Source organism: Mucilaginibacter kameinonensis (assembly GCF_003675385.1).
Taxonomy (GTDB): Bacteria; Bacteroidota; Bacteroidia; order Sphingobacteriales; family Sphingobacteriaceae; genus Mucilaginibacter; species Mucilaginibacter kameinonensis.
Map to the genome: position 1 here is coordinate 350,797 of NZ_RCWZ01000001.1, position 15,834 is coordinate 366,630.

General features: G+C 45.2%; 12 protein-coding genes. 6 read left to right on the forward strand and 6 right to left on the reverse strand.

Annotated features, from left to right (window positions below; translation table 11 throughout):
* Positions 1-22: 22 nt before the first annotated feature.
* From EAH55_RS01505 to EAH55_RS01530, 6 genes are read right to left on the reverse strand one after another with little or no spacing between them, the layout of a single operon-like run.
* Positions 23-1,324, reverse strand: a complete 1,302-nt coding sequence (locus tag EAH55_RS01505) for a phenylacetate--CoA ligase family protein (protein ID WP_244228074.1) — start codon at positions 1,322-1,324, stop codon at positions 23-25.
* Positions 1,321-1,698, reverse strand: coding sequence for a holo-ACP synthase (gene acpS, locus EAH55_RS01510; RefSeq protein ID WP_114939471.1), 378 nt, complete (start codon positions 1,696-1,698; stop codon positions 1,321-1,323). The genes EAH55_RS01505 and acpS overlap by 4 nt, the downstream gene beginning before the upstream one ends.
* On the reverse strand, positions 1,695-3,377 hold the full coding sequence (locus EAH55_RS01515) for a C45 family autoproteolytic acyltransferase/hydolase (RefSeq protein WP_121808202.1): 1,683 nt from the start codon (positions 3,375-3,377) through the stop codon (positions 1,695-1,697). Before EAH55_RS01515 ends, acpS begins: the two co-directional genes overlap by 4 nt.
* Complete coding sequence (locus EAH55_RS01520; protein WP_121808203.1) at positions 3,370-4,884, reverse strand: phytoene desaturase family protein; 1,515 nt, start codon at positions 4,882-4,884, stop codon at positions 3,370-3,372. Before EAH55_RS01520 ends, EAH55_RS01515 begins: the two co-directional genes overlap by 8 nt.
* Positions 4,885-8,739 (reverse strand): trifunctional MMPL family transporter/lysophospholipid acyltransferase/class I SAM-dependent methyltransferase, encoded by a 3,855-nt coding sequence (locus tag EAH55_RS01525; protein WP_121808204.1) that lies wholly within the window; start codon positions 8,737-8,739, stop codon positions 4,885-4,887.
* Between the two features lie 3 nt (positions 8,740-8,742).
* Positions 8,743-9,939 (reverse strand): DUF2062 domain-containing protein, encoded by a 1,197-nt coding sequence (locus EAH55_RS01530; protein ID WP_121808205.1) that lies wholly within the window; start codon positions 9,937-9,939, stop codon positions 8,743-8,745.
* Positions 9,940-10,321: 382 nt separating this feature from the next.
* Here EAH55_RS01530 and EAH55_RS01535 point away from each other — a divergent pair, with 382 nt between their 5' ends.
* From EAH55_RS01535 to EAH55_RS01565, 6 genes are all read left to right on the forward strand, one after another.
* Positions 10,322-11,866: an HAL/PAL/TAL family ammonia-lyase gene (locus EAH55_RS01535; RefSeq protein ID WP_244228075.1), complete on the forward strand. Its 1,545-nt coding sequence runs from the start codon at positions 10,322-10,324 to the stop codon at positions 11,864-11,866.
* A 32-nt stretch (positions 11,867-11,898) separates the two neighbouring features.
* Positions 11,899-12,627: a 3-oxoacyl-ACP reductase FabG gene (gene fabG, locus EAH55_RS01540; protein ID WP_121808206.1), complete on the forward strand. Its 729-nt coding sequence runs from the start codon at positions 11,899-11,901 to the stop codon at positions 12,625-12,627.
* Positions 12,628-13,039: 412 nt separating this feature from the next.
* Positions 13,040-14,260 carry a beta-ketoacyl-[acyl-carrier-protein] synthase family protein gene (locus tag EAH55_RS01550; protein WP_121808208.1) on the forward strand — a complete coding sequence of 407 codons (1,221 nt, stop codon included), beginning with the start codon at positions 13,040-13,042 and terminating at the stop codon, positions 14,258-14,260.
* Positions 14,261-14,270: 10 nt separating this feature from the next.
* Positions 14,271-14,528, forward strand: a complete 258-nt coding sequence (locus EAH55_RS01555) for an acyl carrier protein (RefSeq protein ID WP_112568432.1) — start codon at positions 14,271-14,273, stop codon at positions 14,526-14,528.
* A complete protein-coding gene (locus EAH55_RS01560) occupies positions 14,528-15,406 on the forward strand; it encodes an LpxL/LpxP family acyltransferase (protein ID WP_121808209.1) in 879 nt (292 codons plus the stop codon). Before EAH55_RS01555 ends, EAH55_RS01560 begins: the two co-directional genes overlap by 1 nt.
* Complete coding sequence (locus EAH55_RS01565; protein ID WP_121808210.1) at positions 15,403-15,828, forward strand: 3-hydroxyacyl-ACP dehydratase; 426 nt, start codon at positions 15,403-15,405, stop codon at positions 15,826-15,828. Before EAH55_RS01560 ends, EAH55_RS01565 begins: the two co-directional genes overlap by 4 nt.
* Positions 15,829-15,834: the final 6 nt, after the last annotated feature.

Genomic DNA, 15,834 nt, shown 5'->3' on the forward strand with positions numbered 1-15,834 from the left:
CGCAAAGTTAGCACATAATCACTTACTTTCTTTTATCGATGAATTTAACCGGCTTACGTACCGCCTCAGGGAATTGTAATTTCTGCATTTCATCGTGTTTTAAATAAGTGATGTGCGGGCTCACCCTCAGTCGGGCCTGTAAATTTGCACGGATCTTCCGGTCGCACTCATCGGTGTAGTTTAGTGGCAACAGATGCAGTAGCACTTCATCCATTCCTATTTCGTTAGAGTATACTTCGGCTACAAAATCTTTGATCTCTTCCATACCATTCAGCAGATCGAACAATGCCGGCGGGTAAAGGGTTGTCCCTTTAAATTTGATCATTTGTTTTTTACGACCAACGATGGATGACAGCCTGATGCTTGTACGACCGCAGGTACAGGGCTCGTCAAAATAATGGCAGATGTCGCCGGTTTTGTACCGCAATAATGGCATGCCCTCCACGCCAAGCGTAGTAATGGTCACCTCGCCCGATTCGCCGGGAGCAACCGGATTATTATGCTCATCCAATACTTCCACTATTAACAGCTCGGGTTGGTGATGCCCGCCCCTGCCCTCGCCGCACTCGGTAAAAGCGGTTTGCATTTCGGTAGAGGCATAGGTTGAATACAATTTGATATTCCAGGCCTCGGTTATTTTTTGGCCGAGGATATTCAGGCTAAAATCGGTATTGCGGATGTTTTCACCAATACAAACCGCCTTTTTAACCGACGAAGCACTGATATCGATATTGTGCTCCTGCGCAAACTGGATCAGCTTTAAAATGAATGATGGCACGGCTACAATAGCCGTAGGTTTCAGCCTTAAAATGGTTTCCCACTGCAATGAGGGCACGCCCGGCCCCAGCCTTATAATACCGGCGCCTATCTTACGGATTCCCGAGTAATAAGCCATTCCAGCCATAAACTGCCTGTCGAGCGTGAGCATCAACTGGTACAAATCGGCAGGCGAACCATCGGCACAGGTGAAAGAATTATATTCATTATAAGCCAACCGTTCCAAATCATTTTCGGTAAGCGCTATAGTTACCGGGCTACCCAACGTGCCTGATGTAGAACTGTACTCAATGATCCTCCCCTTATCCACGCATAAAAAATCATCGTTATGCTTTTGCAAATCTTCTTTGGTCGTTGTCGGGATCAGCCGCAGATCACCAAGCGTTTTGATCTGGCTGATATCTATATCATGCTTAACAAAAAGGTCTTTATAAAACGGCGAATTCTGACTGAGGTAAGCCAGCAATTCCTGCAATTTTTGCTCTTGTATTTCAACAACCTCATGTTTGGGTTGGTATGCTAATGATTTAGGTGGATATGCTATCACTTTTCGATAATTACCACGGCTGATGCCATTGTTTTTAAATGGGTTAATGATACGGATATTTTAAGCGGGCCCTCACGATTGATTACTACGGCACTTTCACCAATGGCTTCAAGATATGGCTTGCCGTTTGCATCATTGCTGATCTCAATTTCGTTAAAGGCGGTATCTTTTAGCCAGCCTGTGCCTAAGGCTTTAAAAAAAGCCTCCTTAGCGGCAAAGCGGGCTGCGTAGTGCTGATACTTGTTGGCTTTACTCTCGCAATAAGCAATCTCCCTTGCCGAAAAAACCAGCTCACGAAAGCCCTGTTCTTTGGCAATGCTGCTTTGCACACGCTCCACTTCTATCATATCAATACCTACTCCTGCTACCGTCATGAACTTATCTTTTTAGTACATTTTTCAATTTGCTTTTTAATATAGTTTTCCTCGTTTACAGTGGCAATCACTTTGGTTAAAGCCGTTTTATAGTAACCGAGTGCTTTTTTATAATCGTTGTGCTTAAACGAGTAGTCACCGGCTATTACATACGCATGGTAAAACTGCGGGTTGCTGGCTACCACACTATCGGGGCTAATTTCGCCGCCATCAAAAGCTTTTTGTTTCAGCGTACGGAAAGTTATGAAATCATGATAAGCCATGGTGTTTAAAAACGGGTCCGGTTTAATGGTTAGGGCGCTGTCGATAACTTCATGATCGGCTTGCATGCCTTTCATGGCAAAAATCTTTTTCAGATCGTAAGCTACAAATTGGCCCAATTGCCATGGCGAAGTGGATACCCAAACCAACAGCTTCTGCGGCTCAAACACTACCGAATGGTGCGCGATCAGCTGGTTCAACGCTTTCTCGTTCCCCATGCCAATATCTTCGCCGTGTAAACCCTGGCGGTCACGTAAAATATCAACCGTTTTTTGCACGGTGTTTTTGCCCTCGGCGTTTAGCAGTTCCATTAAGCGCTGATAACGGTACGGCGAGGCGCTGTTGCTTAGCTGTACCAGGTTTTCTTTTGAATGTGCCAGTCCCTTGCTTTGAAAATGGTTGGCGCAAACGATATAGTTTTGGTGCGGGTCATACACATCCAGCGTATCGGGCGTTTTTTCGATCACCACCGCTTTATTATCCTCTGCCGAGGCTACCAGGAATGATTCGGACACAAACATCTTGCGCTTTTTCGCTATCGCGATGGCTTCGTTAATGTTTTGAGCGTATTGCAATATCTCACGGGCCACTAACGATACCGGCGTGGCCGAACCTGAGGGGATATTGGTTTTATCGGCATTGATGGTAACGCTCAGGCCCTTTTCGTTCATGCCCGACACCGCGCCCACGAAGCCGCCCCAGGTTATGGTCATGAATTTATACCCTTCAGACGGGTTGAAGAAAGCCACTATTTTATCGTGCGCAAAATTATCGCCCACATAAAAATCAAAATTGCGGCCTACAATCATGGTGCCGTCGGCCGAGCGATCATTCCAGGTACCAAAGGAGGTACAGCCCACCAAGGCCATGCTCTGCAAAGCGTGCCCGATATCATGCGCGGCATGGTAATTCAATATCCGCTGATAATTGGAACCTATGTACTGGTATTTATCCGATGCTGATTTAGAGATGCCGTAAATCTCCTCTTTATATTCTTCGCTCACATTCTTGGCCAGATCGCGGTTAAACCAGGCGATAAAATACTTCAGGAATGACAGGTAAGATTTTGAAGGGATGATCTTGTTGATCTGATCGGTAAAGTAAACTTCCTGGTTAACCACCAGTTCTTTGCTCAGCTTACCGTTTATTACACCGCGTTCAAAAGGTTTTCCCTCCACATACATCTCAAACAAACCGCTCTTGCTTTTCCTGAACCAGTTGTTATTGATAGTGTAAAAACCAGGTGAAGGTTGCTTACGCTGTAATTGCAGACTGCTCAAATCAGCAGGTTTTGGGGGATAATCAATAGCTACACAATACAGGTAGATAAAGCCAATAAGCAGCAGCCCCACAAACACCAGGCCTGTGTAAAGCAACCCTTTCCCAAACCGCTTCCAGCTGAATTTCCTGTTACGCATTTCTTATTTTATCTATCAGATCATCATTACCCAACAAAGCACAACAGGTTACTATCCCGCTCATGGCAGCACCCAAAATGCCATGTAAATTAAGATTTTGGCCCGTGAAGTACAAATTAGGCAATTTGGTACGCGGCGAAATAAACGTTTTAAGCGGGTGTTTATAATCTTTGGCAATGCCGTAAAGGGAGCCATCGTCATTGCCAATATAGTCACGATATGAAAGCGGTGTGGCGGTATAGTATGAATAGATCTTATCCCTTAAACCCGGAAATTTCAGTTCCACATCGTCCAGTAAAACTTCGGCTTTGCGCTTTTTAAATTGCTCGTAGGTTTCGCCCCGGTAAGCTTCATCAGATACGGTATTAAAAGTATCCTCCCAGGGCTTTACTTCCTCATAGCGCATATAGGCCAGGATGGTCATGCCATCGGCGTATTCCTTGTTTTTTGATGATGGCGTCATAAACACGGCATAACCCAAGGGCCAATTTTGCTGCGTATAATTGGCCATATGCCATACCTGCCCGTCCTTAAAACTGTAAACGTTGTGGCTAAAATATTTGAACGAGTCTTTTTTAAACACAATGTTGATGGTGAATGATGATACCGAGTTTTCCAGGCTCTTCAAGCGGTTACGGTACACGTTCTTGATCACTGCCGAATCCGTCATTTCCAGTGTTTTTACCGGGTGAATGTTGGAAATGAAATGACCGGCATACAGCCTTTCACCATGCTGTAATTCAACATACGCTATTTTACCACCCTGTTCCACCAGTTTTTTTACGGCTTTATTCCGGATGATAACGCCGCCCCTGTCGCGGATATTGCGGGCAATGAGTTTAGCAATCTGCGAGCCGCCGTCAACACATTTCCAGGAGCTTTCTATATAGCTATTGAGGATGAGCGCATGCACGTACAGCGGCGTTTTATCGGCTTCCCCGGCGTATAAAGAGTTATTACCCGCCAGCACCTGCTGCAATTTCTTATTATCGGTTATAGATGCCAGGAATGCTTCAGTATCTACCTCCAGCACATCGGCCTTTTCATAAAAATCATCCGACGAGCGCAGGTTGTACAGCGGAAACTTATCGCAAACCTCTTTCAGCTTGTCACAATAGGCACGCAAAGCAGGCTCTTCATACGGGAAATAAACCAGCAGTTGTTTGATGAAATTATCATAGCCCTGAGCCTGCGGATATTCAACCGGATCGTTATCGATCATGATCTTATCAAAAGCGTCGGGATTTTGCTTTTCCAGCTTCAGGTTATCAATAATATCGATGTACTTAAAGATCTGGTATAAGTTCTGACCTTTGTCGAGCCCGCCGAGGTAGTGCACCCCCGAATCAAAGATCACCCTGTCGCGCACATAGGTTTGCAATGAGCCGCCAAGCTGTTTATTCTTTTCAACAACGCAAACACGGTAACCTTCGCGACCGAGCATATCGGCGCAAACCAGCCCGCCCATGCCGCTGCCAATGATCAGTACATCAAACTTATCGTCCATTTAAACCTGCTTCCCTTCCTTTTTCATCACAAAAATAATATTTGATGTGTACCGGCTATTGTCAACCTGAGTGCATGACATACCATGCACCGCGGCCAGCTCCCGGAGCACTTTTCCTGAAATAAACGACAAGCCTTTTTTTCCTGTTTTATTAAAGCCCAACAAACGTGTGGAAAAAAGCTCAGTTAAAGCCGTTCCCTTTTGCCTCTGCTGCAGATCGGCATCCCCATCGCGAATAATGAGCATACCGGCAGGATTTAAATTAGCGATGCACTTTTCAATCAATCGCGTTTGCTCATCGGGTTGTAAATAGTGCAGCATATCGGCCATGATAATGGCATCGTAACGCTGCATTTCAAAGGCAAGGGCATCGGCATAAACAAAATTGATATCGTCCGCTTTGCCGAAGCAATTTGCAGCCACCTCTATTTTTTCCTCATCGTAATCAACCCCGGTAAACTCCCGACCTGGTACTGCAAAGTACAGCATGTAAGGCATAAAGCCATACCCACAACCCATATCAAGCATTTTGCCTTGTTTAGGCAGCAGATCATGAAATATCTGGTAATTTTTTTCGAGCCTTAGCTTGATACGCATGTACCATTCCAGCACCGGGCCTTTGTACAGGTAATTGTAAATCAGCTGCTCTTTAAAATAAGCGGGCTGCTCAATTTCGGCGCTTAGCTTCTGGTATTCTTCTTTAAAATAACGGCTGATATTTTTAGTGCGCTCGGCGTAGCCTGTACCGAATGAAGCATTATCAGCTGCTATACGCGGCAGATACTTGATGGTGATAGTTCCGTTTTTCAACAGAAAATCGCCTTTGGTCATGTTGTAGCCCGTACCATGCAGCACAATAGGCAATATATCCATTCCTGTTTGCTCAGCCAAAAAGAACGCGCCTTTATGAAAACGTTTCATTTTGCCATCGGGCGAGCGGCTGCCCTCCGGGAAGATCACCATCGAATATCCTTGTTTAACTTTCTCAGTCAGTTCATCAATGTTCTGCTCCATACCTTCGGCCACCGGGAAATAACCGGCCATCCTCACCACCGCTCCAAACACCGGCGAATTCCATACCCAGTGGTTGGTAAACAGGATGAGCTTAGGATGCTGCATGATCAGCACCAAAATATCCAGAAACGATTGATGGTTACTGATCACTACAGCGGGCTTTTCAAAGCTATCCTTATCCACCACGCGCTTACGCAGGTTGGGCATAATGTACATCATCGACCAGCAAAACTTCGACAGGATTGTATGATAAACATATTTGCTCCTTTCGCCTTTAAACGGATTAAGCTTGATAAGCAGTAAACCAATAAGGCTCGATAACAGGCAACCGCTTACAAAATAAGTGAACGCGAAAACCGAGATCACAAAGCCGCTTATAGTCCACGGGAAGCGCCTGGCCTTTACCCTGTTCCTGATCAGCAGGTTAAACAAAAACGGGATCAGGATCTGGGCCATCACCACCACGCAAACTATCCCGATAATGGAGATCAACGCGATGGAACGCAAAGCCGGGTGTTTGGCAAATATCAACACGCCCAAACCTACTACTGTAGTAATGGCCGACAGGAATATAGATGACTTGTACGACGACAGGTTTTTTTTGCCGGTTTTATACTCCTGCAACAGCCCATCCATAATAAACAGGCTATAGTCATCGCCTAAACCAAATATCAGGGCCGATATGATGATGTTTACGATATTGAACTGGATGCCCAGCAATCCCATCAGCCCCAATATCCAGATCCAGGAAATAAACATCGGGATAAATGAAACCAGCGTAAGCTCAATGCGCCCATACGTAAGTAACAGCACGGTAAACACCAGCAGCGACGACATGATGGCGATGCTTGCAAAATCATTATTGATGATACCTACAAAGCGGGTGGTGAGGTATTGTTTATCAACTACGGTAACATTTGTTGAATTCTCAAACAGGTTGTACAGTTTGGTTTTATCCTCCGGGGATATTTTAACCAGTGTGATCACCCCGGCCCGGCCTAGTCGCTCGGTGATATAATCATCCAGCAAGCTTTTGCGGATACCAGCCATCTCCTGCTGCCCAACCGGTTTAAAGTTTTTGTTGACGAGCTCCTGAAAATGATCAAAAGCGGAAGGTTTGAAACCTAAAACGGTTCCTTCTTTAATCAATACCGCCATCAATTGCTGTTTCTTAGCGGGTGTCCAGTAGTTATTCCATCGGGCAATTCGCGCTTTTTGCAGCGAATCGGAAATGATTAGCGATGAAACGCCGGAGTATTTTTTGACGATATTCTTTTCTTTCAATGAGTCTATCCGGGCCGAGAGCTTTTCGTTAGTCCGAAGAGCTTGATCCAGTGTCTTGCCTTCGGCCAGGAGATAAACCGACTGCAGGGCATATTTATTTATGGCGTTTAGTTTGGCTTCGGATGCTTTGAGCTTATCGGTCATGAAATTCATACGGTTCATATCCGTTTCAAAGCTCACATTGCGGGCCGTATAGCTAAATACAACCGTAAGTACTACAATAGCCGAAATAATAAATTTATTATACTCGGGGTTGTAGGCCGACAGCTTGTCGATCCAGGAAAGCTGCGCGATATGCTCATGCTGCTCTTTTTTTGAGGCGATGAAATGCGGCAGGAACATCAGCGAGCAAAACGAAGCTCCGATTAAACTAAAGGCAGCAAAAAGGCCAAGGTCCTTCAGCATTTCGGATTGTACAAACTCCAGGCAAAAGAAACCTCCTATAGTTGTAAAGCTGCCCACGGTAAGCGGCATGGCTAAATCACGGATCACCTGCTCAATGCTGCGTGTATGGCGGTAATGGTTAAACACATGCAGCGAATAATTAACCGCTATGCCCAGCACCACCGAGCCTGTCCCAAGGGCAATTACCGAAATACTGCCTTTAACAAAATAAATTATCGCCAATGAGAACAAAGCGCCGAACAACACCGGCACCAGGATCACAACCGGGGCCCGCTTTTTTCTGAAATAAAAACCCAGGAACACGATCAGGAACACCACCGTAATGCCCTGGGTAAACATGGAGTCACGGCGCAATTGCAGGGCATTACCTACCGATACGGCTGTAGTGCCGAAGTAGCTGCAATTGACGGTTTTAAAACTTTTAGCTTCCAGGCTATCGATAACCTTGTCGATGCCCTTAAGCATTACCGCGTTCTCGCCGGTATTATTGGGCGAATATTTTGGCGTGATGAACAGTAGCAGGTTCTTGTGATCTTTAGTCATCACATAGCTATCATACAGTTCAAAATTTTCGTCATACTGTAGCTGCTGTAGTTTTTTTAAGCCGAGGTATGAAATACCAACAGGATCGCTGCTGATCATGCTTTTCAGTGCAAGTCCGGCGGGTGAGGTAAGCGTACGCAGATCGCGGGCGAGGGTTTCTTTGACCTTATCCGGGCGGATGAGCGTATCGATGTTCAGGTAATCACGTTCGGTGAGGTAAATGGGTAGGCTTTTATTAATAGTGCCAAAAAGTTCCAACACCAGCCCATCATCAACCTTAGCGTTGATCTTGCTGATATACCGGGGCAGTTTTTGCTGAATGGTTTCTGTAAAATTATCAGCAAAGGCTATGAGGCTATCGGGTTGCTGCTGTGCGGAATCTTTAAGCGACACCATCACCACCAGCTTATCCACAAACTTGGAGTTTTGGAAAATGTAGTTGAGCTTTTCTATCTTTTTATCCCTGGGCAGTATCTTGGAGATATCCTCCTCAAACCTTATCCGCGAAGCAAAAAAACCGACAAGCACAAAGCTTAACGCAAACACCGTATAAAACAGCGGCTTGCGGGCATTAAAATAATTATAGATGCCTACCAGGATTTTTTCCATGAATTACAGCGCGGGGACAGGCCTCCGCTTAAACAGCTTTAGTAACGCAAAAGTGAGCAATCCTGCTATAATACCTGCAAAAATTGCCAGCGAAATGCTGCCGTAAAGATATTGTTCCAGATGTTCGCCAATGGATTTGAGTGAAATTTTATCCAGGGGAATATCCACATCCTTGCCGCCCATCCATAGGCCACCGGTTTTGTAACTCAAAAAAATGATTACCGGGATCATGGGCGCTACGCTGATGTGGGCAGCCGTAACCACTATGGCCTTATTGAGCCTAAACAAGAATGCCAGCGAAATAGCCACCAACAGCTGGAAACCCCAGATAGGCACAATCCCCATAAAAACGCCAAAGGCTACAGATTTAGCTTTAAGCTGCGGTGAATGCTCGGGGTTAAAGAACAGGTTTTTGAGCATCTGCTTCGCTTTTTTTTTATCAAAAAGCGTCCGGAAAAAATCGCGGGGCTTAATGTAAGCGAAAGTGATGATCACCAATACAGTATTAAGCACACTGATGCGCGAGAAATCCTGAAAAGGGCGAAAGTGCGATACCCGCGTTTCTTTCGGGGCGTAATAAACCTTCACCGGTACCCAATCTATCTTAATACCTTTCCAGGCGGCACGTACAATTACCTCTATTTCAAACTCATATTTCCGGGTAATGAATTTAGTGTTTTTGAGCAGGTGAATGGGATACAAACGGTAGCCTGATTGCGTATCCGGACATTTGATGCCGGTCTCTACCCAAAACCAAAAATTAGAAAACTTATGTCCAAAACTGCTTTTCCCCGGCACGGATGATTGCTCCATATTGCGCGAACCAATGATCAGCGAATCCGGCTCCTGTTCCAGTTTTTCAATAAAAGCGGGCAGGTCAGCTGCAAAATGCTGCCCGTCCGAGTCAATGGTGATGGCATGCAAATAACCCTGTTCGGTAGCAAATTCAAAAGCTTTGCGCAAAGCCCAGCCCTTGCCTACATTTTGGGTATAGCTTACAGATTTTATTTGCGGAAATGATTGGATAATGGCCTGTGTACTGTCGGTTGAACCATCGTTTACTACAATAACCTGGTCGGTATAAGCCAAAACATTGGTAATAACAGTGGCCAGCGTGCCCTCGTTATTATAGGTGGGTATAATAACGCATACCTGTAATTGTTTAAACTTTGCCTGTATAAGTTGTAAGTTATCCGTCATATAATCAATCGCACGTACCGGCTTCAGTCCAGGTTTTTATCAATGGGTTTTGTGGGTTTACGTTTAATGCTTTACAAAGTTATTCTTTCGGGTTAAATTAAACGTTAAATTTTTGTGTGGAAGTTATAAATCATGTCATTGCGAGGAGCTGACAGGTCTGGCGCGCCAGGGCGACGTGGCAATCGCATGCTATACAAGGCGGCTTTGCCTATGTGCGATTGCCGCGCTACGCTCGCAATGACATATTTGTTACTGGCACTTTCACATGCAATACATCCCTCCCTCCAACCGTTTAATAACCATTCTTAAATCCGAACATTTACCTTATTTTCGCCCTGATTTTGTGGAAAAGAACAATCAAACCTTATTAAATAAAACTGCTGTGCCCATACTACAGGTTGGAGGAAAAGCCCTTACACTGGATGATTTTTACCAGGTAATTTTTAAAAACACCGCGATTGTTCCCAACGGGCAGGCGCTCGAAAAAGTAGAGGCCAGCTTTAACTTTCTTGGCAATTTTTCATCCAATAAATTGATTTACGGCATCAACACCGGCTTTGGCCCCATGGCACAATATAAGGTGAGCGATGAAAACCGGTTGCAATTACAGTACAACCTCATCCGCAGTCATGCATCGGGTGGCGGTAGCTTAATGCAGCCCCAACTGGTAAAGGCTTTAATGCTTGCACGGCTTAACAGCTTTATGCAGGCACATTCAGGCGTGCATCCCGAATTGGTGAACCTCCTTGCCGAACTCATCAACAAAAACGTTATCCCCTGCATATTTGAACACGGCGGCGTAGGCGCCAGCGGCGACCTGGTACAGTTAGCCCACCTTGCCCTGGTACTCATTGGCGAAGGGGAAGTGATCTATAACGGCGAAATCCTATCAACTACCTCGGTTTTTGAAAAACTAAATATCAAGCCTTTGCAGATCCATATCCGTGAAGGGTTGGCAATTATCAATGGTACATCGGCCATGACGGGGATTGGCTTACTGAATATCATCCGCGCAAAAAAATTACTCGGCTGGTCGGTGATGCTTTCGGCTATGATCAACGAGGTAGTGGGCGCTTTTGATGATCATTATTCGCAGGAGCTAAACAGGGTAAAACTCCATACAGGGCAAAATGCTGTCGCGTCGCAACTGAGGGAAATCCTGAAAGACAGCCAAATGACCCGCAGCCGTTCAGAGCATTTGTACAATCCCGAAAATATTGATCAGGAAGTATTTGAGGATAAGGTGCAGGAATACTATTCGCTCCGTTGTGTTACACAGATCCTCGGCCCGGTATATGATACCATTGCGCAGGCCGAACATGTGGTTGTAGATGAGCTAAACTCGGTAAATGATAACCCGGTTATCGATCATGAAAACCATAATATTTTTCACGGTGGCAATTTCCACGGCGACTATGTTTCGCTGGAGATGGATAAATTAAAGATAGCCGTTACCCGCGTATCTATGTTATCTGAAAGGCAGCTTAATTACCTGCTCAACGATAAACTAAACCAAAAATTTCCTCCATTTTTAAACCTGGGTGTGCTCGGTTTTAACTTCGGGATGCAGGGCATGCAGTTTACAGCTACCTCAACTGTTGCCGAAAATCAAACCCTTTCATACCCGATGTACGTACACAGCATTCCGAACAACAATGATAACCAGGATATTGTAAGCATGGGCTGTAACGCGGCATTGTTAACCAAAAAAGTGATCGACAATAGTTTCGAGGTATTGGCTATACAGGCTATGACCCTGTTACAGGCTGTCGATTATCTTGATTGTGCCAACAGGCTATCAAACCAAACCAACAAAGTTTATACAGACTTAAGGGCTATTTTCCCTAAATTTATTGAGGATAAACCCAAATACCAGGACCTGCAACAAGTGAAAGCCTATGTTGAATCGGCCGAACTTATTTCCTGAATTATTAAACCTTTCAACACCAAAAATATCATATGAAATGTGCATTAGTAACCGGCGGCTCAAGAGGAATTGGCAGGGCCATTTGCTACAAAATGGCCGCTATGGGTTATTATGTGCTTATTAATTATAAAGGCAACATCGATGAAGCTGACAACACCCTCGCCGAGATCAAAGCCAATGGCGGCGATGGGGAACTGTTGCAGTTTAATGTGGCCGACAAGAACGATATCCAACAAAAATTAGGTAGCTGGATAGAAACCAATACCGAAAAGTACATTGAAGTTTTAATAAACAACGCCGGCGTTAAAGACGATGGCCTGATGATGTGGATGACCGATCAGCAATGGGACGGCGTGCTGAACACCAGCTTAAACGGTTTCTTTTATGTTACCCGTTTGGTGTTGAACAGCATGCTGGTTAAAAAATATGGTCGCATTGTAAATGTGGTTTCGCTTTCGGGGTTGAAAGGCTTGCCAGGACAGGTAAATTACTCGGCCGCCAAAGCAGGGGTTATTGGCGCCACCAAGGCATTAGCGCAGGAAGTTGGTCGCCGGGGTATAACAGTAAATGCTGTAGCCCCGGGCTTTATAGCTACGGATATGACTGCCGGGCTTGATGAAAAGGAATTGAAAGCGATGGTGCCGCTAAAAAGGTTTGGCACACCGGAGGAGGTTGCCCACGCGGTAGGTTTTCTGGCTTCGCCGGAAGCCGCTTATATTACTGCCGAGGTGCTTTCGATAAACGGGGGATTGTATTCGTAAAGAAAGCAACCGAGGGACATGGGGCAGATAAAAGTCGTTTGAAAAACAAACAAAACCATGTCATTGCGAGCGAAGCGTGGCAATCGCACGGAGGCAGATCCGCTCTGTATAGCATGCGATTGCCTCGTCGTTCCTCCTCGCAATGACATATTTTGCCCTTGCGCTCGTTTGCAAGAAAAAAGCCGCCGCTCGGCTCCAGCCGAGCGGTGGCAAATTTCATTTTGCGAGTAACAAACAACGGAGTAATTAACTCTTAATATTAACTTAATTATAAGCTATTAACATACAGGTATTTTAACCGCTTATATTTGAAACACCAAAGAAACGCGATACATACAAAAACCTAATAAATTTTATTTTTTGTATTTTTATCACATTTTGTTGACTATGTACTATCAGTTTTTGCTCAAATATGAATAGGGTTGTGATAACAGGGATGGGTATCTATTCGTGTATTGGGAAAAATCTTGATGAAGTTAAAGAATCCCTTTATACCGGCCGTTCCGGCATTGTATACGATGCTATCCGTAAAGATTTTGGTTATCGTTCAGGCTTAACCGGCGCGGTTGAAAAACCAAACCTGAAAGGTACGCTTGATCGCAGGGCTCGCATTATGCTGCCCGAACAAGGCGAATACGCCTATATAGCCACTATCGAAGCGCTACAGCAGGCCGGTATCGATGCTGATTACATCGCCCAAACCGATGTGGGCATTCTATATGGTAACGATAGCACAGCCAAGGCTGTCATTGAAACTACAGATATCATTCGCGAGAAAAAAGACACCATGCTTATTGGTTCAGGTGCGGTTTTTCAAACCATGAATTCTACCGTTACCATGAACCTGGCCACCATATTTAAGCTTCGCGGGGTTAATTTTACCATCAGCGCGGCTTGTGCCAGCGGTTCGCATTCTATAGGAATGGGCTATCACCTGATCAAAAGTGGCATGCAGGATTGCATCATTTGCGGCGGCGCACAGGAGCTGAGCCATTATTCGATGGGCAGTTTTGACGCGCTTTCGGCATTTTCGGTGCACGAAGCTGATCCGGCCAAAGCCTCCAGGCCATTTGACCGTGATCGTGATGGTTTAGTGCCCAGCGGCGGCGCAGCTACCGTAATCCTGGAAAGTTTGGACTCTGCACTGAAAAGGGGAGCTACCATTTTGGGCGAGGTTATTGGGTATGGCTTTTCTTCAAACGGGGCGCATATCTCAAACCCCACAGTTGAAGGTCCGGTACGCTCATTGAACATGGCACTCAAAGATGCCGGTATACAGGCTTCCGAAATTGATTATATCAACGCCCACGCTACCTCAACCCCTGCCGGCGACGCCAGCGAGGCCAAGGCTATTGACGAGGTTTTTGGCGATTATAAACCGCTGGTAAGCTCAACCAAATCCATGACCGGCCACGAGTGCTGGATGGCTGGGGCGAGCGAGATCGTTTACTCGATGCTGATGATGCAAAACTCGTTCGTGGCACCTAACATTAATTTTGAAAATCCCGATGAAGATTCGGCTAAGCTTAATATCGCTACCGAAACCGTCGAAAAAAATATAGATACATTCCTGTCAAACTCGTTTGGGTTTGGCGGCACCAATTCGTCCCTGATTATTAAAAAATATATTTAAACCAGCCATTATGCAAATTGAAGAGATCATTGAAAGAATCAACAGCTTCCTGGCCGAAGAATTTGAGGTTGATGCAGATAAAATGGTACCCACAGCAAACCTGAAAGAAACCCTCGACCTGGATAGCCTTGATTATATCGACCTTGTTGTTGTGATTGAAAGCAACTTTGGGTTCAAAGTAAAACCCGAGGATTTTACGGGCATTGTTACCTTCCAGGATTTTTACGATTACGTAGTATCACGCGTACAACCTAAGGAACTTGCATAATGCCCGCCTGGCAGGGAAAATCTAAAGGCAACACCCTTGGCTACCGCATTTTTGTAAGCGTTTTAAAAACTGCCGGTGTAATGCCGGCTTATTTTATGCTGAGGTTTGTGGCGCTTTACTACTTCCTGTTTTCGTGGCAAACATCAAAAGGCACTTTCTACTATTTCCATAAGCGGCTCGGTTACGGCAAGGTAAAATCCATATTCAAGCTCTATCGTAATTATTACCTTTTTGGGCAAAGTATTATTGATAAAGTGGTGATCATGTCGGGCATTCCCAACAAGTTTACCTTTAATTTTGATGGGATAGATAACCTGCGGCAGATAGCTGCCATGAACAGAGGCGGCTTACTGCTCAGTTCGCACATAGGCAGCTGGGAAATAGCAGGCGAACTGCTTGATCATATCAACACCCGCATTAACATTGTCATGTTTGATGGCGAGGACAGGCAGATCAAACAGTACATGGATTCGGTAACCGGCGAGCGGAAAATAAATATCATTGTCATCAAAAATGATCTATCGCACATCTTTCAGATCAATGCGGCATTTCAGAACAATGAGCTGGTTTGCATGCACGCCGACAGGTATATCGAGGGCAATAAAACCATAACACGAGAGTTTTTAGGTGAGGATGCGAAATTCCCGGCAGGGCCGTTTGTAATGGCCGAAAAGTTTAAAGTGCCGGTAACATTTGTTTACGCACTTAAAGAAAGCGCGTTGCACTATCACTTTTTCGCCAGCCCGGTAAAAGATTATTCGGACCTGGGCAGGGGTAAGGGAATGGAACAGCTGATCGGTGATTTTATCAGCAGCTTTGAAAACAAGGTAAAAACGTATCCCGAACAGTGGTACAACTATTATAATTTTTGGCAATGACCTTACCAACACAGGATATTTTATCACTGATTCCGCAACGCCCACCATTTGTGATGGTTGATACACTGGTATCTTCATCTGATAATACCACGTTGACCTCGCTGCTGATACTATCAGAAAATGTATTGGTAAGTGACGGAGAGTTAAGTGAAGCCGGTATGGTAGAGAACATTGCTCAAACGGCGGCGGCAGGCGCCGGATATGTCGCCCAACAACTGGGCAAACCCGTGCCGCCGGGCTTTATTGGCGCTGTAAAAAACCTGGAAGTTTTTGCTTTACCAAAAGTTGGCGACATCATAGAAACCGAAGTAAAAATTGAGAACCAGGTTTTCAATGTTACCATCATTAAAGGAAGTGTTACCTGCAAGGGCAGTACGTTAGCCCAATGCGAAATGAAAATATTTATACAACCCCAACAATAATATCAA

Coding starts and splice junctions, on each gene's coding strand:
- EAH55_RS01515 (WP_121808202.1), bottom strand. CDS start 3,377: ATGCGTAACAGGAAATTCAGCTGGAAGCGGTTTGGGAAAGGGTTGCTT.
- acpS (WP_114939471.1), bottom strand. CDS start 1,698: ATGACGGTAGCAGGAGTAGGTATTGATATGATAGAAGTGGAGCGTGTG.
- EAH55_RS01550 (WP_121808208.1), top strand. CDS start 13,040: ATGAATAGGGTTGTGATAACAGGGATGGGTATCTATTCGTGTATTGGG.
- EAH55_RS01565 (WP_121808210.1), top strand. CDS start 15,403: ATGACCTTACCAACACAGGATATTTTATCACTGATTCCGCAACGCCCA.
- EAH55_RS01560 (WP_121808209.1), top strand. CDS start 14,528: ATGCCCGCCTGGCAGGGAAAATCTAAAGGCAACACCCTTGGCTACCGC.
- fabG (WP_121808206.1), top strand. CDS start 11,899: ATGAAATGTGCATTAGTAACCGGCGGCTCAAGAGGAATTGGCAGGGCC.
- EAH55_RS01555 (WP_112568432.1), top strand. CDS start 14,271: ATGCAAATTGAAGAGATCATTGAAAGAATCAACAGCTTCCTGGCCGAA.
- EAH55_RS01525 (WP_121808204.1), bottom strand. CDS start 8,739: ATGGAAAAAATCCTGGTAGGCATCTATAATTATTTTAATGCCCGCAAG.
- EAH55_RS01520 (WP_121808203.1), bottom strand. CDS start 4,884: ATGGACGATAAGTTTGATGTACTGATCATTGGCAGCGGCATGGGCGGG.
- EAH55_RS01530 (WP_121808205.1), bottom strand. CDS start 9,939: ATGACGGATAACTTACAACTTATACAGGCAAAGTTTAAACAATTACAG.